Raw genomic sequence first — 26361 nt, forward strand, 5'->3', positions numbered from 1 at the left:
CGATGCCCGGGCAGGCCGTCGGCCCCGAAGACGAGCGCGTCGTCGCCGACGTGCGCCACTGGCTCACGCGTGCCGTGATCGGCCTGAACCTGTGCCCGTTCGCCAAGAGCGTGCATGTGAAGGGGCAGGTGCGGTATGTGGTCAGCCAGGCCACGCGCGACGAGGACGTGCTGGACGACCTGGAGCGCGAACTGCGGGCGCTGGCCGAGGCCGATCCGGAGCAGGTGGATACCACGCTGCTGATCGTGCCGCACGCGCTGGCCGATTTCCTGGCCTACAACGACTTCCTGTATTTCGCGGACCGGCTGCTCGGCAGCCTCCGGCTGGAAGGCACGCTGCAGATCGCGAGCTTTCACCCGCAATACCAGTTCGAGGGCACCGCGCCGGACGATATCGAGAACTACACGAACCGGGCGCCGTATCCCATTCTGCATCTGCTGCGCGAGGACAGCATCGCCCGCGCGGCGGAGGCTTTCCCGGAGGCCGAGGACATCTACGAGCGCAACATGGAAACCCTGCGCCAGCTTGGCCACGCGGGGTGGCTCAAGTGGATGGCGGGCCAGAGCGATCTCTGAGCGGGCAATCGTCGCGGCGTTGCGCGCGCCCGCTTACTCCGACGTGGCGGGCGTGGCGGACGTGTCGGGGGTGAAGAATCGGTCGCTCAGTTCCTCCAGCCCGACGGACTCCAGCACCTGCTGCAGCCGCTCGGCCGGCCGGCGGCGCGGCAGGTCCTTGTACTGGGCAATGATCAGTTCGTTCTTCATCGAGTGTTCCCAGCCCACCAGCTCCGTCACGCTGACCTGGTAGCCGTGCGCTTCCAGCTGCAGACAGCGCAGCACGTTGGTCAGCTGGCTGCCGAATTCGCGCGTGTGCAGCGGGTGGCGCCAGATTTCCGTCATCGGATTGCCCGCAAGCAGCCGGCCCTTGTGCTTGCGCAGCACCGCTGCCACTTCAGCCTGGCAACACGGCACCAGCACGATATGCTGCGCGCGCTTGGCCAGCGCGAAGCGGATGGCATCGTCGGTGGCGGTATTGCATGCGTGCAGCGCCGTGACGACGTCGACCGTCTCCGGTAGCGCCGGCGATGTGATCGAATCGGCCACGGACAGGTTCAGGAACGACATGCCCGGGAAGCCAAGGCGTCTGGCCAGCTCGGTCGAACTGGTGACCAGCTCCTCGCGCGTCTCGATGCCGTAGATATGCGAGCTGTCTTTCAGATCCTTGAAGAACAGGTCGTAAAGGATGAAGCCCAGGTAAGACTTGCCGGCGCCGTGGTCCACCAGCGACACGGCGCCTTTGGCGTCCTTTACCTCGCGCAGCAGGGGCTCGATGAACTGGAACAGGTGGTAGACCTGCTTGAGCTTGCGGCGGCTGTCCTGGTTCATCTTGCCGTCGCGCGTCAGGATATGGAGTTCCTTGAGCAGCTCGATGGACTGGCCGGGACGGACTTCGTGGGTGCTGGACATCGGGGGAACTGGGGCTGTGGAGGCTGCGGAAAGGCCGACAGTTTACCGAAAACACCGTCGAAACACCCGCACCCCACTTTTGTGGGCTAAAGCTCACTCGCGCGCCTGCCGTTAAACCTTCGATCACGACAAGCAGAGTTGGCGCAGGTACGGCCGTCCAAGCGGAAGGACCCGGGGCACGAAACCCAGCCGGCATGGCGCCATGCAGAACGAGAAAGCGGGGAGCCATGAACGCGGACGTGGGATTACGCCTGGAACTCAACCAGCCGGGCGATCAGGTGAGGGCCTGCTTTACGCCGGAACCGGGCCGGCTGCCGCCCGACCGGGCGGCGCTGGAAGCATCGCTGGCCGAGCACGGCTGGCAGGGGGCGCGCCTGGACCAGGCGGCCGTGACCGGCTTTCTGACCCAGTGCCAGCTGACCGACCGCGAAATCGACGCGGTGATCGGCACGGTGCTCGATGGCGCGTTCGAACTGGAGATCTCCGCCGACAAGCTGCAGCTCCTGCTGACGCTGATGCCGCCCGAAGGCGGCCGCAGCATCGAGGAAAGTGATATCGCCGCCGCTGCGGCATCGATGGGCGTGGTGGCGCTGCTGGATTCCGCAGCCATTGGCGTGGCGCTGGAGGCCGGCAGTTGCGAAGGCCGCGAGATCGCACGCGGCGTGGCGCCCGTGCAGGGCGAAATGGCGCGCTTCGACAGCCTGGTGCAGCAGAAACGACCGGCACAGGCCGACAACGAGGACGAGCGCGTCGATCTGCGCGACCTTGGCAACCTGCTGCTGGTGAATCCCGGCACGGCGCTGATGCGTCGCACCCCGGCCAGGTCCGGCAAGGACGGCATGGACGTGCTGGGCAAGCCCATTGCGGCCGAGCCCGTGGTGGACACGCCCTATGCGGCGGACCTGACCGGTGTGGCCGCCGACCCCAACGACCCGAACCTGCTGCTGGCGGTCATCGCCGGATCGCCGCGCGTGCTGCCCAATGGCGTGATCGTCAGCCCGGTGGTGGATGTGGATGCGGTGGACCTGCATTCGGGCAACGTCAATTTCGATGGCTCGCTGCGTGTGTCGGGCGATATCCGCACCGGCATGTCGGTGCGTGTCACGGGCGACGTGGTGGTGCAGGGCACGATCGAGGCGGCCCATGTGGAAGCCGGGGGCGACGTGATCGTCAAGGGCGGCATCATCGGCAAGGCCGACTCTGCTCATGGCGGCGACCCCAACGAGGTGGCCAGCGTGCGTACCAGGGGTGCGGTGCACGCGCGCTATATCCAGAATGCGATCGTCGAGGCCGCGACCGAGGTCGTGGTCGAAAGCGGCATCCGCCAGAGCGATGTGTCGGCGGGCCAGCGCGTGGTGGTGGGCACGCCCACGTCCCAGGGCAGCATCAGCGGCGGCCGCACGCGCGCGCTGCAGTCCGTCAGCGTGGCCACGCTGGGCGCCCCGGCAGGATCTGCCACCGCCGTGCAGGTTGGCCTGAACCCGTTTGCGGACCAGCAGAAGGGCGAACTGGAAGCGCGCCGCCGCAAGGTGCTGGACGACCAGGCCAAGCTGCAGCAGCTGGTGGCCTTCTTTGCCAAGAATCCCGAGCGCGCGCAGGGCGACGTCCGCGAGAAGGCACGCGCCACGATGTACAAGATCAACCGCGACCTGTTCGAACTCGATGCCGACATCGCCAGGCTGGCCGAGCAGATCAAGCCGTCGGACGACGCCGTGATCGCCGTGGGCCGCCGCATCCATGGCGGCGTGACCCTGCAGGTGGGACACAAGGTGCTGAAGGTCATGGAAGACAAGACCGGCGGCCAGGTGCGGGTCATCGAAGACCGGATCACGGTGACCTGATCCTGCGGAAAGCGGGCCGGTTGCCGAGGGCTGGCCGCCGGTTCGGCATTGCGGTCCGGGGGCCGGATATGACGGGTGTCGTTACGGTGAGGCGTGACACGTTACGTTGCCCGTAACATCGTGGCGCCATCACACAGGGCGCCTTGAATGCCGTGCGATGGCGCGCACTGCCGCCGAATCCTTGCCGCGCGTAGCATTTCAGCCAATTTTGCAGTTGCACGTGCGGCGCCGTGACGGACAGATATTGTCTGGCACGCCGTTTGCTCGGTCTCCCATATCAAAACTAGACACCGGGGGAAACGCAACATGACCGCACTCGTGATCGAAGACCAGCCGCTGGTACGTCTGGGCATGCAGGGATTGCTGGAACGGATACCGGGCGTCGGCGCCGTGCGGGCCCTGGACCCGGCCGGCATCCTGGCGCTGGAGTCAGGCCTGGAGACGTCCATCGTGGTCTATGGCATGTCCGGCGACAGCAGCGACAACTGGTACCTGCTGCGCCAGCTGCATCAGGCGCTGCCCCACGCGCGCATCCTGCTCCTGTCCGACAACATGTGGCTGCGCGTGCCCGCATCGCTGGAAACGTGCGGCGTTGTGGAGCACCTGCCCAAGTCGGCGTCGATCGAGCGCATGGAAGCAGTAGTGTTGCAGATGCTGGGCTGCGATGGATTCCTGCCGATGCGCGGCAGCCTTCGTGACGCATGGCAACCGGCCTACCATCCGCGCGTGGCGTCGTAACAGGCCGGCAGCGTCGCTCGAAATGTTATTGAGACGAATCCGATTTCACTGACGCCCCGGTTTTTCGTGGCGTTTCGTGCCTAGAATTTCGGTCATCCAATCCGGATAGCCAGCGACAAGGAGGACGCGATGACGGGAATGGTGAGGGACGCAGCGGTGGCTGCAAGAGCGGATGTGGATGCGGCCGGCACCGTGACGCGGTCGTCCGCATTGTCTTACCTGCATGGTGACGCGCCGCGCGAACCCCGGCGCGGCAATCCGCGCGACGCGGCGGCGCTGGAGGCATTGCATCTCGATGCCGCGGATGCACTGCTGCGCCGACACGGGCGCGCGCTGTCGGATTGTCAGGTATCGCGCGAATGCGCCGGCCTGGACGCGGAAGACGATGCGGTGCTCTACGTGGTGCAAGTGGGGGAGGGCATTGATACCTACACGCTGAACGAGACACTGACCGCGCTGCAACTGGCGCGCGGCCTTACGCCTTCCGCGCAACTCGACGTCGTATTTCAGCCATAAGTGTGGTGGCGGGCGACATGCTCCGGTGCGCGGGTGTCATCGCCGAAGCCGCGCATGGCGAAGCCAATTTCCGGTCGGCCATCAGCCGCTGCTACTTCGCGGCCTATCACGCTGCCTATGCATGGCATTGCGCGTTGCCTGCGCCGGGTAGCGGCGGCTTCCGCAAGACTGGCAAGCACGAGACGCTGGTCAATCAGCTATACCATCCGGGTGTGCGCCGTGAGCACCCGGGCTATTGGCGATCGATCGCCTTGGCGCGGATGCTTAATCGCGGCAGGCTGCTGCGCCTGCAGGCGGACTACCGGATCGAATCCAATGTGGATCGTGAGCAGATGATGGGGGCTGTGGCCAACGCGTCGATGATCGTCAGGCAGTGCGGCGGGTGACGGCGGCGCGGCAAGCCCCAAAGCGAAAGCCAAAGCAAAAAGGGCAACCCGAATGGGTTGCCCTTCCTACTTCAAGTGATGGTGCCGGAGATAGGAGTCGAACCTACGACCTTCGCATTACGAATGCGCTGCTCTACCAACTGAGCTACACCGGCGAATCCTGACTTGTAAAACCTGTTCCTATCGCTGCGATTCGCGCTGTTGCTGCGTTTGCGTCGAATCGGATAGAGCCAGCGATAATATCAGCGACTCCCGGGTTTGTGAAGCCCCTTGTGCAGGTTTTTTATCGAATCCTGCCAGCGGGGGCTGCCCGGTACGCCGCTGTCGCAGCCGGCAGTGCGCGGCGACAACAGGCGCAAGGATCGCACAGGCGCGGCCGATGGCTTGGCGCAAAAAAGGGGCGAAGCTGCCCCCTGTTCCCGATTGACCCGGCACCCGGCGGCGACCGGCGGCGACCGGGCGATCAGAACTTGTGGCGCAGGCCGGCCATCACGCCCACGCGGCTGCCGTGGCCGTAGAACGGCGTCTGGAACGTCGGCTGCGCGCCCAGCGTGCGCCACGCGTCGGTCAGCGACGTGTAGTCGGCTTCCAGGTAGACGTCGGTGCGCTTGCTGAACGCGCAGTCGAGCATCATCGCGCCGGTGAAGCGGTTGCCCGAATCGCCGGCATGCTTGAGGTGGTCGTAGGTGCCGAGGGCGATCAGCGACCATGCCGGATTGAACTGGTACTTGGCGCCCAGGTAGCCGGCCTGGTTCTTGTAGCCGGCGTTGTCGACGTTGCTGTTCGTGTAGCCAAGATAGATCGTGGCCGGACCTGCGGTGTAGGTGCCGCCGAGCGTCCAGACCTTCTGGTCGCTGTTCGGCACGGTCACGCCGTAGTAGCTCGTGGTGTCCTTCATGATCTGGTAGCCGCCGGCCACCATGAACGGACCCGTCGCGTACGTCAGGCTGCCGCCTGTCGACGACGACCGCGCCACGCTGCCCGGTTGCTCGCCGAAGGCGTGCTGGGCTGCAATCGTAAAGCCGCCAAATTTTCCGGCGTACTTGACCATGTTGTCCTGACGGACGCCGCCGGTGTAGTTGCCGCCCTGGAAGCCAACGATGGCAAGGTTGGCCAGCGCCATGGCGTCGTAGCTGGCGATGACCTCGTGGATCACCGTGAATTGCCGACCCAGCGTGATGGTGCCGAAGTCGCCCTGCATGCCGACATAAGCCTTGCGGCCGAACAGGCGGTTGCCTTGCAGGCTCTGCCCGGCATCGGGCGAGAAGCCCGATTCCAGCACGAACAGCGCCTGGTAGCCGCGCCCCAGGTCTTCCACGCCGTAGAGGCCCCAGCGGCTGCCGGTCAGCACGCCATCGGTCATCTGCACCTTGCCGTTGCCGGCAGCACTTTCGTTCGAGGTGTAGCGGATCGTGGTGTCGACGATGCCGTAAAGCGTGACGTTCGACTGGGCCTGGGCCGGTGATGCGGCACCGATGGCGGCTAGGGCTGCTGTCGTGACGAAGGGCGCAAGGGCTCGCTTCATGATGTGTGTCTCCATCCTGGCTATTGATTTCGTTTTTGCTGCGGAAGAGCCGGTGCCAAATGCTTGTTCGACTTCTGGCCGAAGTGGATCGGCTCGTGCATTGCCCTCACCGGCTGGCATGGGAGGCGCGCAGGGAAGTCACGCGCCGGGCGCCGGGACAGGCAGTCCAGATCGATTGGGAAAGGCAATCGGTGATCTGATGTCCTATGACATCGTACCTTACAGAAAAATAACGAAGCAAGACATACGACCAGACATTGGGTGGATCAGCAACACTGGCGCGCCATATCAAATACCCGTTCAATCGGTTGCAATGGGGGTGCAGTCCAGATTTATGTATTGGCTTAATTTGCATTGCAGCAAATCGCTGTCCGTTTCACGCAAGTTATTCACGTTCAACGGGAAAGCGTTTGCTATAGCCGCACGAGGCAAATCCGGCGGGGCGATATTGATGCGCTGGAAAACTGGTTTTCACACGTTTGCGTGAAAAGAACCCGCACAGCAGCAATTAACGTCTGCATGTATGGAGCTTAAAACTTCTAGGGATTTTACCGAGACGATATTACCTTGACCCCAATCGGGCAGACGATTAGATTCCAGTTGCGTTGTATGACGACAGATCAATAACACCCTAATCAGTCATTGGCGCGCGTTGAGTTGGATCCCGCGCACCTGTGCCGCCCGACACCATGTCTCAGACCTCCAAAGACCCGCTCGACGGCGTCACCACCCGTTGCCATCGCCTTCTGCTGACCGGCGCCGCTGGAAATCTCGGAAAAGTTCTACGTGATCGGCTCAAGCGTTATGCCGATGTGGTGCGCGTGTCCGATATCGCCAGCCTGGGCGACGCCCGCGAGCAGGAAGAGGTGGTGACGTGCGACCTCTCGGACTCCAAGGCTGTGCATGCGCTGGTGGAAGGCGTCGATGCGATCGTCCACCTTGGCGGGGTGTCGGTGGAGCGGCCGTTCGAGGAAATCCTGCCCGCCAACATCCAGGGCACGTACAACCTCTACGAAGCGGCACGCCGCCACGGCGTGCGCCGCATCGTGTTTGCCAGTTCGAATCACGTCATCGGCTACTACAGGCAGGGCGAAGTGCTCGATGCCGATACGCCGCCCAGGCCCGATGGCTACTACGGTGTCAGCAAGGCGTTCGGCGAGCAGCTGGGCAGCTTCTACAGCGACCGCTACGGCATCGACACCGTGGCGTTGCGCATCGGTTCGTCGTTCCCCGAGGCCAAGGATCGCCGCATGATGGTGACGTGGCTGGGCTACGACGACCTGGAACAGCTGATCAAGCGCGCCATCTTCGTGCCGAAGGTTGGCTTCCTGATCGTCTATGGCGCTTCGGCCAATCGCGACAGCTGGTGGGACAACAGCAAGGCCGCGCGTCTGGGATTCAAGCCCGTGGAGTCTTCCGAGCAGTTCCGCGCCAAGGTGGAATCGGTGCCGCCGCTGCCGGCCGACGATCCGGCCGGTTGGTACCAGGGCGGGGCCTTCGTCAAGGCCGGCCCGTTCGGCGACTGAGGGGGCCCGCACGCGATGACCGACACCTTTGAGCGGATTGGCGACATGCGCTGCGGCGTGGGCGAAAGCCCCGTCTGGCATGCATCGGAAGCCGCCCTGTACTGGACCGATATCCCGAATCGCTCGCTGTGGCGCTTCGATCCGGCCAGCGGCCGCATCGACCAGTGGGCCGTGCCCGAGATGGCCGGCTGCATGGCCATGACCGCCGACGGCGGCTGGCTGCTGGCGATGGAGACCGGCATTTTCCGGATGGGCCGGCTGGTGGCGGGGCAGCCTGCACCCGAGGCCCGGCGCGTGGCAGCCGTGGCGCATGCGCGTGAGGGCATGCGGTTCAACGATGGCCGTTGCGACCGGCAGGGCCGCTTCTGGGCCGGCACGATGGTGATGGACATGTCGCTGGCCGCCACCGACGGCAAGCTGTATCGCTTCGACGCCCGCACCGGCGCGCTGGACGTGATCCGCGACGAGATGATCACGCCGAACGGCCTGGCCTTCAGCCCTGATGGCCGCACGATGTACGTGTCGGATTCGCATCCGGCCCGGCAGGCCGTGTGGGCCTATGACTACGACATCGACACCGGCGCGCCGTCCAACGGCCGGGTGTTCATCGACATGAACCGCTACCCCGGACGGCCCGATGGCGCGGCTGTCGATGCCGATGGCTGCTACTGGATCTGCGGCAACGATGCCGGGCAGGTGCATCGCTTCACGCCCGATGGCCGGCTGGACCGCAGCCTGGCGGTGCCGTTCGCCAAGCCCGCCATGTGTGCGTTCGGCGGCAGCGGCCTCGATACGCTCTATGTGACGTCGATCCGCACCGATGACACCGATCCGCTGTCCGGCGCGGTGGTGGCGCTGCGCCCTGGCGTGCTCGGCACGCCCGAGCCCGTGCTGCGTGACGGCTCCTGATCCGAAGACGGCGCGTCGAGCCGGGCGGGCCGGGCAATGTGTTGACTTGAACGACAAATAACTGATAACGCTGGAGGCAAGACACATGTTTCAAAAACACTTCGCACGTACCCGCCTGGGTACCCTGATGGCCGCACTTGCGACAGCCGTGGCGTTGCCGGTCGGGGCGCACGCCGCGGATTTCCGCTCCGCCGACATTCACCCCGACGACTACCCGACCGTGCAGGCCGTGCGCTACATGGGCGACCTGCTCAAGCAGCGATCGAACGGCAAGATGTCGATCAAGGTCTTCGCGCAGGGCGCGCTGGGCAGCGAGAAGGACGCCATCGAACAGACCAAGATTGGCGCGCTGGCGATGGTGCGCGTGAACTCGGCCGCGATGAACAACATCTGCGAAGCCACCATCGTGCCGACGATGCCGTTCCTGTTCCGGTCCACCGACCACATGCGCCACGTGCTGGACGGCCCGGTCGGCGAAGACATCCTGAAGTCGTGCGAAAAGAACGGCTTTATCGGGCTGGCCTGGTACGACAGCGGCTCGCGCTCGATGTACACCACCAAGCGCCCCATCAAGACCCTGGCCGACGCCAAGGGCATGAAGATCCGCGTGCAGCAGTCGGACCTCTGGGTGTCGCTGCTCGAAGCCATGCATGCCAATGCCACGCCGATGCCGTGGGGCGAGGTCTACACCGCGCTGAAGACCGGTCTGGTCGATGGCGCCGAGAACAACTGGCCCAGCTACGAAAGCTCGCGCCAGTTCGAAGTGGCCAAGTATTACTCGCTGACCGAGCACTCGATGGCGCCTGAAATGCTGATGTTCTCGAAGGTCGCCTGGGATCGCCTGTCGAAGGAAGACCAGGCCATGGTGCGCCAGGCCGCCAAGGATTCGGTGCCTTACATGCGCAAGCTGTGGGACGAGCGCGAGCAGAAGTCGCGCAAGCTCGTCGAGGCTTCGGGCGTGCAGATCATCCAGGTGGACAAGGCCTCGTTCCAGGCCGCGATGAAGCCCGTGTACGACCGCTTCATCACCAGCGCGCAGATGAAGGACCTGGTGCGCCGCACGCAGGAAACGAAGTAGACCGCCGACCTCAGGTTGCAGGGAGTCCATCATGCTTTCGCCATCTCCCACGCCGGCCACGCCGGCGGATGGCGTGCGCGAGCCCGCCGCTGACGCGGGCGCCGTGCGCGCCCCTGTTTACACCCGGTTCTGCGCCGCCCTGGCCCGTGCCTGCCTGGGCCTGGGCGTGTTCGGCCTGCTGCTGCTCGTGGTCGCCGTCCTGTACCAGGTCTTCGGCCGCTACGTGCTCAACGACACGCCCACCTGGGCCGAATCCATCGCCATGCTGCTGGTGCTGTATGTGACGATGCTGGGCACCGCCGTGGGCGTGCGCGATGCCGGCCACATCGGCCTGGAATCGCTGCTGGTCCTGCTGCCCGATCGGCTGCGCACCAGGCTGGAGATCCTGATCCATGTGCTGGTGGGCGTGTTCGGTGCCGTCATGGCCTACAACTGCGCGTTCCTGGCGCATTCGGTGGCGGACTACAAGCTGCCGACGCTGGGCATTTCCGAAGGCTGGCGCTATCTGCCGCCGGTCATTGCCGGCACGCTGATCGTGCTGTTTTCGATCGAACACATCATTGCAGTGCTGAAAGGCACGGAAGTGGAGCCGGCATGGCACTGATCATTCTTACCGTCTGCTTCTTCGGCTTCCTGATCCTGGGGGTGCCGGTGGCATTCGCCATCGGCCTGTCGGCCGTGGCCACCATCCTCTACGAAGGCCTGCCGCTGGCGGTGGTGTTCCAGCAGATGACCTCGGGCATGAACGCGTTCTCGTTCCTGGCCATCCCGTTCTTCATCTTCGCCGGCGAGCTGATGCTGTACGGCGGCATTGCCGACCGCATCGTCAACTTCGCCAAGTCGATGGCCGGCCATGTGCGCGGCGGCCTGGGCATGTCCAACGTGGTGGCCTGCACGCTGTTCGGCGGGGTGTCCGGGTCGCCGGTGGCCGACGTGTCGGCCATGGGCGCGGTGATGATCCCGATGATGAAGCGCGAGGGCTATCACGCCGACTACGCCGTCAACGTGACCACCCACGCGGCGCTGGTGGGCGCGCTGATGCCGACCAGCCACAACATGATCATCTACACGCTGGCCGCGGGCGGCAAGGTGTCGATTGCCGCGCTGATCCTGGCGGGCGTGCTGCCGGCGCTGATCCTGACGATCTGCAACCTGGCCGCCGCGTACTTCGTGGCGCGCAGCCGCGGCTATCCGTCCGGCAAGTTCCCGGGCTGGGAGATCGTGGGGCATTCGCTGGCCGCCGCGCTGCCGGGCCTGTTCGTGGTGGTGCTGATCCTGGCCGGCATCCTGTCGGGCGTGTTCACGGCCACGGAATCGGCCGCGGTTGCCGTGCTGTATGCGCTGACGCTGACCGTGTTCCTGTACCGCTCGCTGACGAAGGAACAGTTCGTCAAGGCCGCGGCCAAGGCGGTGAAGACCACCGGCGTGGTGCTGCTGCTGATTGGCATTTCGGCCACGTTCGGGTACATGATCAGCCTCTACGGCGTGGCGGAACTGACCGGCCAGTTCCTGAGTTCGGTGTCCACCAGCCCATGGGTGATCTTCCTGATGGTGAACCTGATGCTGTTCGTCCTGGGCACGTTCCTGGACATGGCGGCCACCATCCTGATCTGTACGCCGATCTTCCTGCCGATCTGCATGCACTACGGCATGAGCCCGGTGCAGTTCGGCATGCTGATGCTGATCAACTGCGCGCTGGGGCTCAACACGCCGCCCGTGGGCACCACGCAGTTCGTGGGTTGTGCGATCGGCGGGGTGTCGGTGGGGCAGGTCATGCGCACGATCTGGCCGTTTTACGGTGCGCTGGTGGCTGCGCTGCTGCTGGTGACCTATGTGCCGGCGTTCTCGCTATGGCTGCCCGACGTGCTGCTGAAGTAGGCGGTGTTTCCCCACTCCTGCGCGCAGGAGTGGGGAGTCGAGACGTTGAGGACTGACATGCCCTGGCTTGCACCTGGCCCCCTTCATACGCTGCACGCGGGCGCGCATACGCTGACGGTGGCGCCCGCCGCCGGCGGGCGCATGGCAACATTCAGTACCGCGCGGGCCGACGGCCATGTCATCGACTGGCTGGCGCCCATGCCCTGGCAGGCGCTGGAACAAGGCTTTGACGGGTTCCAGTGGCCCAAGGCCGGCAGCTATCCGTTGCTGCCGTTCTCGAACCGCATTCGTGAGGGCCGTTTCCGCTGGGACGGGCGCGATATCGATCTGCCCGCGCATCCGGGGCAGGCCCATGCGATGCACGGGTTCGGTCATGCGCGCCCCTGGACCGTCGTCGAACAGGGTCGCGACCGCATCGTCATGGCGCTGGTACATGCGCCAGCGGGCGGTGACTGGCCCTGGGCGCTCACTGCCTGCCAGACGTTGCGGCTGACCGAAGATGGCCTCGATGCCGAGCTGGCCATCCGTAATGATGGCGAAACGGCTATGCCGGTGGGCGGCGGCTTTCACCCGTTCTTCGCGCGCTTGCCCGGCATGCGGCTGCAGTTCGATGCCATGCATAGGTGGCCGGCGGATGCCGGTGGCGTGGCCACAGGGCGTACCGTGGTGGGGAATCGCGAACGGTTCCTGCGCGAGCGCCACCTGCCCGATGCCGATCTGAGCGTCTATTACAGTGGCTGGAGGCGTGCGGCGACGCTGAAGCGGCCCGATGGCGCCGCGCTGACGCTGCGCGCCGGCGATGGGCTCGATCACCTGGTGCTGCACGCACCGGGCGGCTGCGATTTCGTATGCGTGGAGCCGGTGTCGCACGTGGCAGATGCGGTCAACCTGTCAGCGCGTGGCTGGGAGGGCACGGGGCTACGTCGCCTGGCGCCGGGCGACACGGTCGCATGGCGCATGCAGTGGCAGGTTGCTCTCTGACCGCCGCCGGAAGCCAGGGGCAGAGGGGTGCGGAAAAGCAAAAGACAAACAGGGCGCCGGGGCGCCCAGTTTGCGTGGAAGTTTCCGCCGCGATGCGGCGGATCAGGCCTTGCTGGCCGCTTCCTGGTGGTAGCGCGTCACGCGCTCCACTTCGTTCTTCGAGCCCAGGATTACCGAAACGCGCTGGTGCAGCTTGGTCGGCGTCACGTCCAGGATGCGCTCGTGGCCGTTGGTGGCCGCGCCGCCGGCCTGCTCGACCAGGAACGCCATCGGGTTGGCTTCGTACATCAGGCGCAGCTTGCCCGGCTTCTCGGGCTCGCGCTTGTCCCACGGATACATGAAGATGCCGCCGCGCGTCAGGATGCGGTGCACATCGGCCACCATCGACGCGATCCAGCGCATGTTGAAGTTCTTGCCGCGCGGGCCATCCTCGCCGGCCAGGCATTCGTCGATGTACTGGCGCACCGGCGGTGCCCAGTGGCGCATGTTGGACATGTTGATCGCGAATTCCTTGGTGTCTTCCGGGATCTTCACGTCCGATTGCGTCAGCACGAAGCTGCCGGCCTCGCGGTCGAGCGTGAACATGTGCACGCCGTTGCCCACGGTCAGCACCAGCGTGGTCTGCGGGCCGTACACGGCATAGCCGGCCGCCACCTGGTGGGTGCCGGGCTGCATGAAATCGCTCTCGGTGACGGTCTCGCCCGGCTTGTGCATGTGCAGCACCGAGAAGATCGTGCCGATCGACACATTCACGTCAATGTTCGACGAGCCGTCTAGCGGATCGAACAGCAGCAGGTATTCGCCCTTCGGGTAGCGGTTCGGGATCTCGTAGAACGAATCCATTTCCTCGGATGCCATGGCCGCCAGGTGGCCGCCCCATTCGTTGGCGTCCAGCAGCACTTCGTTGGCGATCACGTCGAGCTTCTGCTGCGTTTCGCCCTGGACGTTGCCGGTGCCGGCCGAGCCCAGCACGCCGGCGAGGGCGCCCTTGCTGACGGCGTTGGAAATGGCCTTGCAGGCGCGCGCAACCACCTCGATCAGCAGCCGGAGTTCCGGCTGGATCGTGTTGTGCTTGCGCTGCTCCTCGACCAGATAGCGGGTGAGGCTGATGCGTGTCATGGTGGGTTCTCCTTGGATGGCCGCCATTCTACAGGGCCGGCGCTGCGAACAGGCCGTTTTCGGCCCGTCGAGCGCCTTCGCAGGCACATCAGCTTGCCAGCGCCTTGCCGACGATCTCGCGCACGTCGCGCGACAGCGTGGGCGCCGCCGCCACCCGTTCCAGCGCCGCGCGCATGCGGTCGCGCAGCGGGATCTCGTACTTTTGCCAGCGGTCCATCACCCGCGCCAGCCGAGCGGCCACCTGCGGGTTGATCGCGTCGAGCGCCAGCACCTGGTCGGCCCAGAACGCGTAGCCCGAGCCATCGGCGGCATGGAACTGGGCCGGATTGCCCGAGCAGAAGCTGAAGATCAGCGACCGTGCCCGGTTCGGGTTGCGCAGGTTGAAGGCCGGATGCTCCATCAGCGCACGCACCGTGTCGATCGTGCGCTTGCCGGCGTGCGGGCCCACCTCGCCGCGCTGCATGCCCTGCAGCGAGAACCACTTGTCGATGACCAGCGCGTCGTCCTCGAACCGCTCGTAGAAATCGGCCAGGGCGTGCTCGCGGCCCGGCGCGAAGCTGTTGACCAGCGCCGAGAGCGCGGCAAAGCGGTCGGTCATGTTGTCGCTCTGCTGGTAGTGCCGGTCGGCCAGCGCCTGCATGTCGGCGTCGCCGCTGTCGGCCAGGTAGCCCAGCGCCAGGTTGCGCAGTGCCCGCTTGGCCATGGACGCGGCATCGGGGCTGTAGTCGCCTGGCGTGGCATTGGCCTGGTACGCAGCCAGCCATTCGGCCTTGAGCGCGCGGGCCAGGCCTTCGCGCATGAACAGGCGGGCGCGATGGATCGCGGCCGGATCGGCCACGCCCATGCGCTCGGCCAGATAGGCTTCGGCCGGCAGCATCAGGGCTTGCTCGCGGAATGCGGGGTTCAGCGATCCATCGGTCAGCACGGTCCGGAAGGCCGCCACCAGCGCCGGATCCAGCTTCAGTTCGCGCTGGGCCTGCACGTCGCCCACCAGTTGCAGCAGGGCGCGCGTGGCCAGGCGCTGGCCGGCTTCCCAGCGGTTGAACGCGTCACTGTCGTGCGCCAGCAGGAAGGTCAACTCGGCATCGGAATATTCGTAGTCGACGATCACCGGGGCCGAAAAATTGCGCAGCAGCGACGGCAGCGGGGGCCTGGCGCCCTTGGGCAGGCCGACGAAGCGGAAGGTCTGCTCGGCCTGGGTGAAATCGAGCACGCGCGTGGTGCCGGCCGCCTGGGTTTCGCCGTCGAGCTGCAGCGGCAGGTCGTTGCCCTGGGCGTCGATCAGGCCCAGTGCGAACGGGATGTGAAACGGCTGCTTGTCCGGCGTGCCGGCCTTGGTTTCGATGCCCACCTTCGGGCAGCTCTGCGTCAGCGTCAGCGCCAGCGTGCCGGCGGCGCCATCCCATTGCGTCCGGGCGGTCACCACCGGTGTGCCGGCCTGGCTGTACCAGAGGCCGAACTGCGTGAGGTCGCGGCCGTTGGCGTCGGCCATGGCGGCGCGGAAGTCGTCGCAGGTCACGGCCTGGCCGTCATGGCGCTGGAAGTACAGGTCCATGCCGCGGCGGAAGCCGTCGCGACCCAGCAGGGTCTGATACATGCGCACGACCTCGGCGCCTTTCTCATAGACCGTGACCGTGTAGAAGTTGTTGATTTCCTCGTAGCTGTCGGGACGCACCGGATGGGCCATCGGGCCGGCATCCTCGGGGAACTGCACCTGGCGCAGCACGCGCACGTCCTCGATACGCTTGACCGCGCGGCCCGATTCCGAGCCCATCATGTCGGCCGAGAACTCCTGGTCGCGGAACACGGTCAGGCCTTCCTTGAGCGACAGCTGGAACCAGTCGCGGCAGGTCACGCGGTTGCCGGTCCAGTTGTGGAAGTATTCGTGCGCCACCACCGATTCGATATTGGCGAAATCCACGTCGGTGGCGGTCTGCGCATTGGCCAGCACGTACTTCGTGTTGAAGATGTTCAGACCCTTGTTCTCCATCGCGCCCATGTTGAAGTCGCTGACGGCGACGATCATGAAACGGTCGAGATCCAGTTCCAGGCCAAAGCGGCGCTCGTCCCAGCGGATCGAATGGATCAGCGAATCCATGGCGTGGCGCGTCTTGTCCAGGTCCTGGGGCTCCACCCAGACCTGCAGCAGCTTCTCCTTGCCCGACGCCGACACGATCTTCTCTTCGATGCGTTCGAGCTTGCCCGCCACCAGCGCAAACAGATAGGACGGCTTGCGGAACGGGTCTTCCCAGACGGCTTCGTGGCGGCCGTCCGGCAGGTCGGCCTGCGACAGCAGGTTGCCGTTGGACAGCAGCACCGGGCAGGCGGCGCGGTCGGCGCGCAGCGTCACGCGGTACGTGGTCATCACGTCCGGGCGATCAAGGAAATACGTGATGCGGCGGAACCCTTCGGCTTCGCACTGCGTAAAGAAATTGCCATTGGAGACGTAGAGTCCCGATAGCGTGGTGTTGGCGGCCGGGTTGCAGGCCACCGTGATCTGCAGCGTGCCCTGCGCCGGCAGGCCGGTCAGCGTGAGCGTGTCGGCTTCGGCGTGGTAGGTGGCAAGCGGCTGGCCGTCCAGGGTGATACCGATCAGTTCCAGTGCTTCGCCGCTGAGTACCAGCGGGGCATCGGCGGCGCCGGTGCGCTGCAGCTTCAGCGTGCTGGTGACGAGGGTGCGCTGCGGGTCGAGGTCGAGCACCAGATCGACATGATCGATGGCAAACGCGGGCGGAGTATAGTCCTTGCGATAGACGGTAACGGGCGTGTCGGTACGCAGCATGGGGAGATCCTGTCTTCGGGTGACCGGGGGCGGCGGGCCGTGAACGGTGACAACCGGCCCTGAAGCCCCCATTGTAGCCAAGCGGTTTCAGGCCTGCGTCGCGTTGGTGCCGGCGTGGGAATTCGGCTGCCCCGATCGTGTCTGAGGAAACGTGACCGAATCAAGAATAACGAGGTGTGACGATGTGGCAAGCAGCGGTTTCATGGGGAAAACGGCGTGGGCGGGGGGGCCTGGGGGTGCTGGCGGCGCTCGCCGCGCTATGGCTGGCCGGTTGCGCCAGTACCGTCACCACCGAGGTGACCGCGTTCCGCGACGCGGCCTGGACCAATGACGCGCCGCGTACCTACGCATTCGACCACGCACCGCAGCAGGATGCGCAGCTCGATCGCCAGACTTACGAACTGTGGCTGTCCCAGGCCCTGTCCGGCGTCGGCTTCGAGCAGGCGCCCCCCAGACAGGCCCGGTACCTGGTGACGATGGACTATGACGCCGCGCCCGGCTTCGTGCGGGTGGCGGAAACCGTCTATCCCGATCCCTGGTATGGCCCGTGGGGCCCGTACTGGGGGCCGTACGGCGGGTATCGCCCGTGGGGCCCGTATGGCTGGGGCCCGGGCTACTGGCCGCCGCAGACCGTGGTGCGCGATGTGCCGGTGACGTTCTCGAACCTGCGGGTCTTCTTCAAGGATGCCGCCAGCGGCAAGCGGGTCTACCAGGTGACGGCGCGCAATACCACCGAGGGCGGCGACCTGGCGGCCGTGATGCCCTACATGATCCGCAGCGCGTTCACTGATTTCCCGGGCGAAAGCGGACGACCGCGGCGCATCACGCTGGAAGTCCAGAAGGACCAGAAGTAGCGAAAAACCGGCATGCATTCGTCGACATTCGTCCACCGGCTTGTTTCGCGGGTGGACGAATCGCACTGGCTACCGTGAAGTAAAAGGAGTTTTTTCGACGCTGCGCCGTAAAAACACTGTCCGGACCCAGGCAAAGCCCTTCCGGCAGGGGATGGGTGGGCATAGAATGGCTGCTCGATTTTTTTCGCCTTCTCTTCCCGGACAAGCAGAATGAGCAGCAAGACCAGCGGTGATGCACCGCAACACGCCCCGAACAGCCCCGAAGCGCAACTGCGTCTGGCCGCGCTGGAATACCACCGCAGCCCGACCAAGGGCAAGATCCAGGTAACGGCCACCAAGGCGCTGTCGAACCAGCGCGACCTGTCGCTGGCCTATTCGCCGGGCGTGGCCTACGCCTGTGAAGAGATCCACAAGGACCCCGCGATGGCCGCCGAGTACACCTCGCGCGCCAACCTGGTGGCGGTGATCACCAACGGGACGGCGGTGCTGGGCCTGGGCGACATCGGTCCGCTGGCCGGCAAGCCGGTGATGGAAGGCAAGGGCTGCCTGTTCAAGAAGTTCGCCGGCATCGACGTGTTCGACATCGAACTCGATGCGCGCGACCCGGACAAGATCGTCGAGATCGTCGCCGCGCTGGAACCCACGCTGGGCGGCGTGAACCTCGAAGACATCAAGGCGCCCGAGTGCTTCTACATCGAGAAGAAGCTGCGCGAGCGCATGAACATCCCCGTCTTCCATGACGACCAGCACGGCACCGCCATCATCTCGGCCGCGGCACTGCTGAACGGCCTGAAGGTGGTGGGCAAGGAAATCGGCAAGGTCAAGGTGGCCGTGTCGGGCGCGGGCGCTGCAGCCATTGCCTGCCTGGACACGATGGTCAGCCTGGGCGTGAAGCGCGAGAACGTGTATGTGGTCGACTCGAAGGGCGTGATCTTCCAGGGCCGCGACGCGAACATGGAAGCCAACAAGGCCCGTTACGCGCAGGACACGGCGGACCGCACGCTGGCCGACATCGTCAAGCATGCCGACGTCTTCCTGGGCTGCTCCACCGCGGGCGTGCTGACCGGCGACATGGTCAAGACCATGGCCGACAAGCCGATCATCCTGGCGCTGGCCAACCCGGAACCGGAAATCCGCCCGGAAGTGGCCAAGGCCGCCCGTCCGGACTGCATCATCGCCACCGGCCGTTCGGACTATCCGAACCAGGTGAACAACGTGCTGTGCTTCCCGTACATCTTCCGTGGCGCGCTCGATTGCGGCGCCACGAAGATCACGGAGGAAATGAAGCTGGCGTGCGTGAAGGCCATCGCCGAGCTGGCCGAAGCCGAACTGAACGATGCCGTTGCCGCGGCCTACGGCGGCCGCGAACTGAAGTTCGGCCCCGACTACATCATCCCGACGCCGTTCGACCAGCGCCTGATCGAGAAGATCGCGCCGGCCGTGGCCAAGGCTGCGGAAGAGTCGGGCGTGGCCACGCGTCCGATCAAGGACCTGGAAGCCTACCGCCAGCAGCTGTCGAGCTACGTCTACCACACCGGCCTGATCATGAAGCCGGTGTTCTCGGCCGCCAAGGCCGCGCCGAAGCGCGTGGCCTACGCCGAAGGCGAGGAAGAGCGCGTGCTGCGCGCCGTGCAGGGTGTGGTGGACGAAGGCCTGGCCCGTCCGATCCTGATCGGCCGCCCGCACGTGATCCAGATGCGCATCGAAAAGGCCGGCCTGCGCCTGCGCGCCGGTGCGGACTTCGAACTGATCAACCCGGAAGACGATCCGCGCTACCGCGCCTATCACGAGGAATACCACGCGCTGCGTGGCCGTGATGGCGTGACGCCGGACATGGCCAAGGTGGCGCTGCGCCGCTCCAACACGCTGATCGGCACGATGCTGATGCACATGGGCGATGCCGACGCGCTGCTGTGCGGCACGGTCGGCCGCTTCGAGGCTCATCTCGAACACGTGCGTGACGTGATCGGCCTGGCGCCGGACGCCAAGGTCTTTGCCGCGATGAACGCGCTGATGCTGGAAAAACATACGCTGTTCATCACCGACACGTTCGTCAACGATGATCCGAGCGCCGAGGAACTGGCCGCGATCGCGCAACTGGCGGCCAAGGAAATCGGCCGCTTCGGGCTGCATCCGAAGGTGGCCATGATGTCGCACTCGATGTTCGGTTCGTCGAACCGTCCGTCGGCGCGCAAGATGCGCGAAGCGGCGGAGATCCTGGCCCGCGTGGCACCGGAACTCGAAGTGGAAGGCGAAATGCAGGGCGACGCCGCCCTCGATGAAGACGTGCGCCGCCACTTCCTGCCGGGCACCAAGCTGGCCGGCAGCGCCAACCTGCTGGTCATGCCGACGCTGGATTCGGCCAACATCGCGTTCAACCTGCTCAAGATGACGGGCGGCCAGGGCGTGACGGTGGGCCCGATCCTGCTGGGCGCCGCCAAGCCGGTTCACATCCTGAATCCGCAGGCCACCACCCGCCGCATCGTCAACATGACGGCCGTGGCCGTTGCGGAGGCTGGCGCGATCCGCTAAGCACCTGCACCCGATCTGAGAGTTTTGCAGATCTGATGGTCGCAAAAGGAAACCGGGCCGCGAGAGATTCTCGCGGCCCGGTTTTTTGTCGGTGCGCTGGCACGTCTGCCGGGGTGTCAGCGCGTCGGCGGGTCAGTACGCACGGGTGGCGTGTGCCCAGCCAAGACCTTGGCTATTGCAGCACGTTGTACTGCTCCCGCATCACCACGATGATCGAACGGGCCGCGGCCATCTGCTGTGCCAAATCGTCGAAGGTGTCCTGGCGAAAATCGACCTCAGCACTCCAGTTGCAACCTGTGTGGTCCGGCGAATGCACGCGCATCGCATGCAACTCCACCTCGCCGCATTCCGGGTTGTTGTCCAGGCACTGGCTCAGGATGGCCATCAGTTCCGATCGGGATTTCACATAGCGCCGCATGCGTCACCTCACTCGTCCTGGTTTACGTGGTCCGGCACACAGTCCGGAAGACCAATCTAGGTAGAACAGGGGGGCGCCGCCAATTGAATCGCCCTATGGAGCAATGGCTTCCGATCCTGCTGCATTGGCGCAAGATCGCGCTGCGGCGCAGCATTGTGGCGCAACGGTGACTGCCGCGCGCAAGAAAAAAGCCTGCCGCGCGGGCAGGCTTCAGTGCTGCGGGTGTAGCCGACTGCCGTGATCAGAAGCGGTGGCGAACGCCGACGCCGAAGGTGTCGCCGTGCTCTACGCCCGTGACCTTGTCGTAGTAGTACGCGGCGTACACGTCGGTGCGCTTCGACAGGTTGTAGTCGTAGGCCACGCCTAACGTATTGCGCTTGATGCTGGTCACTTCGTTCAGCACGCGGCCGAACGTGTACGACGCCAGCACGTTACCCGCGCCGACCGGCACCGACACACCGGCCTGGCCGTCGATGTGCTTGATGTCGCCCGTGGTGCTGGTCGTGAAGTTCGTCTTGATGTACTGGCCTTGCAGGTACGCCTTCACGAACTTGAAGTCGTACGTCACGCCAGCCTGGACGGCCGACTGCTTGTCGAGGTTGGCCAGCGCCGGGTTCTGCGGGTCGAACGGTGCCACGTCGAACTTGACCTGCTGGAACGCCACCGTGGCGGCGAAGTTGCCCGAGAAGTAGGTCAGGTTGCCGCCCCACTTGTTCTTGCTGTTGCTGCCAGCCGACTCGCCCATGCCGTAGATCAGGTTGGCGGTCAGGCCGCCGAAGGTCGGCGTCGAGTAGACCAGCGAGTTGTTCCAGCCCGAGTCACCGATGATGCCCGGATCGTACAGGCCCGTGCCCGGCGTACCGAAGTACGTATGGAAGATCATCGGGCTGAAGGTGTACGAGTCCACCAGCGGGTTGAACAGGATCGTCGACACGAAGTACGGCGTCGTGTTGCGGCCCAGCTTCAGCGTGCCGTACTTGTCGTTCGTCAGGCCGACGAACGCGTTGCGGCTGAACATCGAGTCGCCGGTGAAGCGGCCCGTGCTGCCGGTGTCCGGGCGGAAAAAGCCGTTCAGGTCGAAGATGGCCTTCGTGCCCATGCCCAGGTCCTCGGTACCCTTGATGCCCCAGTACGAGGTTTGCATGCCACCAGAATTGACAACGTAGGCACGGTCGCCCGAGCCCGGTGCCTTGACACCTCCGACAAAAGCGTCGGCCATGCCGTACAGCGTCACGCTGGACTGGGCCATGGCTGCGCCGGAGAAAAGGGTGGCCGCGATTGCCGCCAGCTTGAGAGCCGGCTTGTACTGCTTCGTCATGTAAGACCTCCGTGGTTGTGATGCTGCTCAGAACGTTTTCTTGTGTGCCGGGACCCTGGCGGGGTCTTCTTCTGCTTTGTCCCTCGGCCGCGCACGGTATCTGCCAGTGGCAGTTGGCACCGGCGCGGCCGGGTCCTTTTTTACAGCGATGCTGCGTCGCTGAACGTTCCTGAATTTCTCTCTCTTGACTGCCGTGGATTTTTTTCAGGCGGATACTAAGTCGTTCAGGCGGAACTGCGCAATGCGATGAATCTGGTTGATGCATGTTTGCAACTCCACCGCCGGCTCGTTTTCGATACGTCTTGCAAAAGCGTCGATGATCCCGTGCCGGTCGTAGCCGCGCACGGCCAGGATGAACGGGAAGCCGAACTTGCGGTTGTAGGCCGCGTTCAGGTCCTGCAGGCGCTGGAATTCCTCGGCCGTGCACTGGTCCAGGCCGGCTCCGGCCTGTTCGCGCGTGGATTCGGCGGTCAGCTCGCCCCGGACGGCGGCGCGGCCGGCCAGCTCCGGGTGGGCGCGCACCAGCTTGATCTGGGCTTCCTGGCCCGCCGCGTCAACGGCGCCGCGCAGCGCGGCAGCCAGTTCGGCCGCGTTGGCAAACGGGCGCTGCTTCGCGGCCGCTTCGGCAAACCACGGCGAGTGTTCGTAGATGCCGCCGAGTACCTGGACGAACTCGGCTTCGGGCATCGCATTCAGCTGGGTGATGGTGTAGGGGTTCTGGCTCATGCCTGGCTCCGGTACGGGTGGGTGTCGATCCAGTGGCGCGCGATGTCCACGCGCCGGCAGATCCATACCTTGTCGTGCGACTGCACGTAGTCCAGGAACCGCTGCAGTGCGCGGAAGCGTCCCGGGCGCCCCAGCAGGCGGCAGTGCATGCCCACCGACAGCATCTTCGGCTGATCGAGCCCGCGCGGATCGCCTTCGGCGTACAGCACGTCGAACGCGTCCTTCAGGTACTGGAAGAACTGCTCGCCCGTGTTGAAGCCCTGCGGCGTGGCAAAGCGCATGTCGTTGGAGTCGAGGGTGTACGGCACCACCAGGTGTGGCTTCTTCTCGCCCCCGGTGACTTCCACCTCGGTCCAGAAGGGCAGGTCGTCGCCGTAATAGTCGGCGTCGTACAGCAGGCCGCCGTGTTCGACCACCAGCTTGCGCGTGTTGGGACTGTCGCGGCCGGTGTACCAGCCCAGCGGCATGTCGCCGGTCAGTTCCTTGATGATCTGCATGCCGATGCGCATGTGCTCGCGCTCGGTAGCCTCGTCGATGTTCTGGTAGTGGATCCAGCGCCAGCCGTGGCAGGCGATCTCGTGGCCCAGTTCCACGAAGGCGCGCGTCAGTTCGGGATGGCGCTGCAGGGCCATCGACACGCCAAAGATGGTCAGCGGCAGCTTGCGTTGCTCGAACTCGCGCAGGATGCGCCAGACGCCGGCGCGCGAACCATACTCGTAGATGCCTTCCATGCTCATGTGCCGCGCGGGGTAAGCCGCGGCACCGACGATCTCGGACAGGAACTGCTCCGACGCGGCGTCGCCGTGCAGCACGCAGTTCTCGCCGCCTTCTTCGTAATTGAGCACGAACTGCAGCGCGATACGCGCACCGCCCGGCCAGCGGGCGTGCGGTGGCTGGGCGCCATAGCCGATGAGATCGCGTGGATAGTTATCGTGTGTCATCTCGTTGTGTCTGCTTCAGGAGAGAAATCCAAACTGCTGCCCCCGACCCGCTGTTCGGGCGAGGGCCTGGCCGGAACCTGGAGCGCACTGGCTTACGCAAAGCGCGTGCCAGATTTCCGGCGAAAGACTTGACAACCGTGCGCAACGTGCCGTGGATTGTCCGTGCGCAATTGTCGAGTCCGATTGTCAGCGTCGATTGTTCGTCGTTGGCGTGTGGCGTTACTCCGTGCCGTGGCTGTTCGCGGCGGCGTTGCGCATGGCTTCCTCGGCCGACTGGATGCCGTTGAAGAACAGGTTCAGCGCCACCGCCACGATGGTGCCCAGCACGATGCCGCTGTGCGTGAACGGGTCGGTCCACTTGGGCAGGTACTGGAACAGCGTGGGCGACAGGGTCGGGATCATGCCGAAGCCGATCGAGATCGCCACGATGAACAGGTTGTGGCGGTTGCGGTTGAAATCGCACCCGCCCAGGATGCGGATGCCGGTGGCCGCCACCATGCCGAACATCACGATGCCGGCGCCGCCCAGCACGAACTGCGGCACCGAGGCCACCACGTGCGCCATCTTCGGGAACAGGCCGAACGCGATCAGGATCAGGCCGCCGGCCGCCGCCACGTAGCGCGAGCGCACGCCGGTCACCGTGACCAGGCCCACGTTCTGCGAGAACGACGTGTACGGGAACGTGTTGAACACCCCGCCGATCACCGTGCCCAGGCCGTCGGCGCGCAGGCCGGCCGTCAGGTCCTTCGTGCTCAGCTTGCGGCCGGTGATGTCGGACAAGGCCAGGAACATGCCGGTCGATTCCACCAGCGTGATCAGCATGACGATGCACATCGACAGCACGGCGGTCAGCTGGAACGTCGGCATGCCGAAGTGCAGCGGCGTGATGACGGCCACGAAGCTGGCGTCATGGAGCCCGTCGAACGATACCTTGCCGAACGCCATGGACACGAAGGTGCCGATGATGATGCCGAGCAGCACGGCGCAGTTGGCCACCAGACCACGGCCATAGCGGGTGAGCGCCAGGATGACCAGCAGCGTCAGGCCGGCGATGGCCAGGTTGCCCAGGTCGCCATACGCCAGGTTCGGCACGTCCTTGACCACGCCGTCGATCACCGCGCGCGTGGTGGGCTGGCCGCCCCCCGCCCAGTTGATGCCCACGCGCATCAGCGACACGCCGATCAGGGTGATCACCGTGCCCGTGACCACGGGTGGGAAGAGTCCGAGCATGCGCCCCATCATGGGCGCAATCAGTATGCCGAACACCCCGGAAGCGATCACCGCGCCGTAGATGCCCAGCAGGCCGACGTTGGGATCGTTGCCGATGGCGATCATCGGCGCTACCGACGCAAACGTGACGCCCATCATCACCGGCATGCGGATACCGAACTTCCAGAAGCCGATGGCCTGGATCAGCGTGGCCAGGCCGGCCGCGAAGAGGTCGGCGTTGATCAGGAAGGCCAGCTGGTCCTTCGGGAGCTTGAGCGCCCCGCCAACGATCAGCGGGACGGCAACCGTGCCGGCATACATCACCAGCACGTGCTGCAGGCCCAGCGCCAGCAACCGCCCGGAGGGCAGCCGCTCGTTTGTCAGATCCGTGGGGACCGTGGTGCTTGCGGAATTCATGGGTGTGTCTCCTCTCCTTTGGTTTCGATGGGAACGCACGCCGGGTTCCACCCTTGACCGCCTTGTCGTCGCCTTTTGTCGAGGGCGTTTGTTGGCGGTTCTTGTCCGGTTTCAGTCGCGCCTCTGGCGGGCTTGATCAGCGACGGAAAACCGGCGGGATGGCATCGGCAACAGGGGGTCTCTGTTGCCCGGCGGCGGGAACATCGTGCTAGGTGGAGCGGCCCAGCACGGTGCGAAGATCGAAGTTGCCGGGTTCGTCCGGCTGTACGCGGTCCGCGCAGGCGCCAAGGTGGTGCGCCATGCGCGACTGGGCCAGTGCGGCATCGCCCTGTTCCAGTGCGTCGAGAATGTCGTCGTGCTCGTCGAACGAGCAGGCGTTGTGGCCGGGGGCTTCGACGCTGGCAATCATCAGCGTGGTGCGCGACACCAGCCGGCGCATCATCGTCACCAGCAGTTCGTTGCCGGAAAGGTCGGCCAGTGCGGTGTGGAATTCGGCGGACAGGCGGATCCAGGTGGGACGCTCGTGGGTCAGGAAGGCCTGGCGCTCGTCGTTGACCATCTTGCGCAGCGGAGCGATCACGGTGCGCACGTTCGGCATGGCGGCCAGCTTTTCCAGCACCGCGCGCTCCAGCATCTGGCGCAGTTCGAACATGTCATGGGCCTCGTCGGTGGACGGGCTGGCGATGAACGCGCCGCGATTCGGCTCCAGATCGACCATGCCGTCGGCGGCCAGGCGCGACAGCACCTTGCGCACCGTGTGACGTGCGGTGGCATAGATTTCGCAAAGCGAATGCTCGGTCAGCTTCGTCCGGGGCGGCAGCCGGTGCTCCATGATCGCGTCGTAGATCTCGTGATACATGCGCTCTTCCACCGACCCCTTGCGGGCGGGCTTGTTATCGGTGGACGCGGGCAGGGCGTCGGCGGCGGCAATCAGCTTGAGATTCTTGGACATGCTGGGCACTCGTGGAAGCGGGACAGGCGATGGTCAGCGATCGTAGCGAGCCGTGCAGGCATCAACATCAAGGGTCTTGATATCGATCATTTGGCTTCGCCGATCTAAAAATTGTTGACAATTATTTGGATATGCAAGCACCATTGTCAACAAAACCAACTCAGGTTTTCGACAACTACGGGTATTTACCGAGTTGTCATCAGGATAGGGCGGGCGCATTGTCGCCTCGCACCAATCCAGCGCCGGGAT

The 26361-nt window shown here is 65.1% G+C and carries 23 protein-coding genes and 1 tRNA gene; 13 read left to right on the forward strand and 11 right to left on the reverse strand.

From position 1 onward, the window contains the following. Positions 1-2 precede the first annotated feature (2 nt). Entirely contained in the window at positions 3-575 is a 573-nt protein-coding gene (locus AC3FJ6_RS06505) for a DUF1415 domain-containing protein (RefSeq protein WP_488771181.1), read from the forward strand. Positions 576-608: 33 nt separating this feature from the next. On the opposite strand, the gene AC3FJ6_RS06510 is transcribed toward AC3FJ6_RS06505, so the two are convergent. Beyond that, a complete protein-coding gene (locus AC3FJ6_RS06510) occupies positions 609-1466 on the reverse strand; it encodes a class I SAM-dependent methyltransferase (RefSeq protein ID WP_488771182.1) in 858 nt (285 codons plus the stop codon). Between the two features lie 227 nt (positions 1467-1693). Between AC3FJ6_RS06510 and AC3FJ6_RS06515 the strand changes: the two genes are divergently transcribed. From AC3FJ6_RS06515 to AC3FJ6_RS06530, 4 genes are all read left to right on the forward strand, one after another. Further along, on the forward strand, positions 1694-3307 hold the full coding sequence (locus AC3FJ6_RS06515; protein WP_488771183.1) for a flagellar assembly protein A: 1614 nt from the start codon (positions 1694-1696) through the stop codon (positions 3305-3307). Between the two features lie 306 nt (positions 3308-3613). Next, the gene (locus tag AC3FJ6_RS06520; RefSeq protein ID WP_488771184.1) at positions 3614-4045 is read left to right on the forward strand and encodes a response regulator; all 432 of its coding nucleotides are present in this window, start codon (positions 3614-3616) and stop codon (positions 4043-4045) included. Positions 4046-4174: 129 nt separating this feature from the next. Further along, positions 4175-4561, forward strand: coding sequence for a hypothetical protein (locus AC3FJ6_RS06525; protein ID WP_488771186.1), 387 nt, complete (start codon positions 4175-4177; stop codon positions 4559-4561). 2 nt (positions 4562-4563) lie between these two features. Next, positions 4564-4947 carry a hypothetical protein gene (locus tag AC3FJ6_RS06530; protein ID WP_488771187.1) on the forward strand — a complete coding sequence of 128 codons (384 nt, stop codon included), beginning with the start codon at positions 4564-4566 and terminating at the stop codon, positions 4945-4947. Positions 4948-5026: 79 nt separating this feature from the next. Here AC3FJ6_RS06530 and AC3FJ6_RS06535 read toward each other — a convergent pair. Both AC3FJ6_RS06535 and AC3FJ6_RS06540 read right to left on the reverse strand, forming a co-directional pair. Continuing rightward, a tRNA-Thr gene (locus AC3FJ6_RS06535) sits at positions 5027-5102 on the reverse strand. Positions 5103-5410: 308 nt separating this feature from the next. Beyond that, complete coding sequence (locus AC3FJ6_RS06540; protein ID WP_488771188.1) at positions 5411-6472, reverse strand: porin; 1062 nt, start codon at positions 6470-6472, stop codon at positions 5411-5413. Between the two features lie 689 nt (positions 6473-7161). Here AC3FJ6_RS06540 and AC3FJ6_RS06545 point away from each other — a divergent pair. The 6 genes from AC3FJ6_RS06545 (at position 7162) to AC3FJ6_RS06570 (ending at position 12844) form a co-directional block, all read left to right on the forward strand. After that, complete coding sequence (locus tag AC3FJ6_RS06545) at positions 7162-7998, forward strand: NAD-dependent epimerase/dehydratase family protein (RefSeq protein WP_488771190.1); 837 nt, start codon at positions 7162-7164, stop codon at positions 7996-7998. A gap of 15 nt (positions 7999-8013) precedes the next feature. Then, on the forward strand, positions 8014-8907 hold the full coding sequence (locus AC3FJ6_RS06550; RefSeq protein ID WP_488771191.1) for an SMP-30/gluconolactonase/LRE family protein: 894 nt from the start codon (positions 8014-8016) through the stop codon (positions 8905-8907). A 127-nt stretch (positions 8908-9034) separates the two neighbouring features. Then, positions 9035-9985: a TRAP transporter substrate-binding protein gene (locus AC3FJ6_RS06555; RefSeq protein ID WP_488771366.1), complete on the forward strand. Its 951-nt coding sequence runs from the start codon at positions 9035-9037 to the stop codon at positions 9983-9985. Positions 9986-10016: 31 nt separating this feature from the next. Then, positions 10017-10589 (forward strand): TRAP transporter small permease, encoded by a 573-nt coding sequence (locus tag AC3FJ6_RS06560; RefSeq protein ID WP_488771192.1) that lies wholly within the window; start codon positions 10017-10019, stop codon positions 10587-10589. After that, entirely contained in the window at positions 10580-11863 is a 1284-nt protein-coding gene (locus tag AC3FJ6_RS06565; protein ID WP_488771193.1) for a TRAP transporter large permease, read from the forward strand. The genes AC3FJ6_RS06560 and AC3FJ6_RS06565 overlap by 10 nt, the downstream gene beginning before the upstream one ends. 57 nt (positions 11864-11920) lie before the next feature. Next, on the forward strand, positions 11921-12844 hold the full coding sequence (locus tag AC3FJ6_RS06570; protein ID WP_488771194.1) for an aldose 1-epimerase: 924 nt from the start codon (positions 11921-11923) through the stop codon (positions 12842-12844). Between the two features lie 102 nt (positions 12845-12946). Here the strand turns inward: AC3FJ6_RS06570 and AC3FJ6_RS06575 are convergent, their stop codons facing one another. Both AC3FJ6_RS06575 and pepN read right to left on the reverse strand, forming a co-directional pair. Then, entirely contained in the window at positions 12947-13963 is a 1017-nt protein-coding gene (locus tag AC3FJ6_RS06575; protein WP_400395670.1) for a class 1 fructose-bisphosphatase, read from the reverse strand. 88 nt (positions 13964-14051) lie between these two features. Next, the gene (gene pepN / locus AC3FJ6_RS06580; protein ID WP_488771195.1) at positions 14052-16745 is read right to left on the reverse strand and encodes an aminopeptidase N; all 2694 of its coding nucleotides are present in this window, start codon (positions 16743-16745) and stop codon (positions 14052-14054) included. 182 nt (positions 16746-16927) lie between these two features. Here pepN and AC3FJ6_RS06585 point away from each other — a divergent pair, with 182 nt between their 5' ends. Then, entirely contained in the window at positions 16928-17599 is a 672-nt protein-coding gene (locus tag AC3FJ6_RS06585; RefSeq protein ID WP_488771196.1) for a DUF4136 domain-containing protein, read from the forward strand. 210 nt (positions 17600-17809) lie between these two features. Beyond that, on the forward strand, positions 17810-20131 hold the full coding sequence (locus AC3FJ6_RS06590; RefSeq protein ID WP_400395114.1) for an NADP-dependent malic enzyme: 2322 nt from the start codon (positions 17810-17812) through the stop codon (positions 20129-20131). Positions 20132-20303: 172 nt separating this feature from the next. Here AC3FJ6_RS06590 and AC3FJ6_RS06595 read toward each other — a convergent pair whose 3' ends face one another. From AC3FJ6_RS06595 to AC3FJ6_RS06620, 6 genes are all read right to left on the reverse strand, one after another. Further along, positions 20304-20549, reverse strand: coding sequence for a hypothetical protein (locus AC3FJ6_RS06595; protein ID WP_029051014.1), 246 nt, complete (start codon positions 20547-20549; stop codon positions 20304-20306). Positions 20550-20790: 241 nt separating this feature from the next. Continuing rightward, positions 20791-21867: a porin gene (locus AC3FJ6_RS06600; protein ID WP_488771197.1), complete on the reverse strand. Its 1077-nt coding sequence runs from the start codon at positions 21865-21867 to the stop codon at positions 20791-20793. Positions 21868-22071: 204 nt separating this feature from the next. Further along, entirely contained in the window at positions 22072-22593 is a 522-nt protein-coding gene (uraD, locus tag AC3FJ6_RS06605; RefSeq protein ID WP_488771198.1) for a 2-oxo-4-hydroxy-4-carboxy-5-ureidoimidazoline decarboxylase, read from the reverse strand. After that, positions 22590-23534 (reverse strand): allantoinase PuuE, encoded by a 945-nt coding sequence (gene puuE, locus AC3FJ6_RS06610; protein WP_488771200.1) that lies wholly within the window; start codon positions 23532-23534, stop codon positions 22590-22592. The genes uraD and puuE overlap by 4 nt, the downstream gene beginning before the upstream one ends. Positions 23535-23753: 219 nt before the next feature. Continuing rightward, positions 23754-25160, reverse strand: a complete 1407-nt coding sequence (locus AC3FJ6_RS06615) for a nucleobase:cation symporter-2 family protein (RefSeq protein WP_488771201.1) — start codon at positions 25158-25160, stop codon at positions 23754-23756. Positions 25161-25368: 208 nt separating this feature from the next. Then, complete coding sequence (locus AC3FJ6_RS06620; RefSeq protein ID WP_153947557.1) at positions 25369-26112, reverse strand: GntR family transcriptional regulator; 744 nt, start codon at positions 26110-26112, stop codon at positions 25369-25371. Between the last annotated feature and the right edge of the window lie 249 nt (positions 26113-26361).

It is taken from the genome of Cupriavidus sp. 94F1, assembly GCF_057798875.1.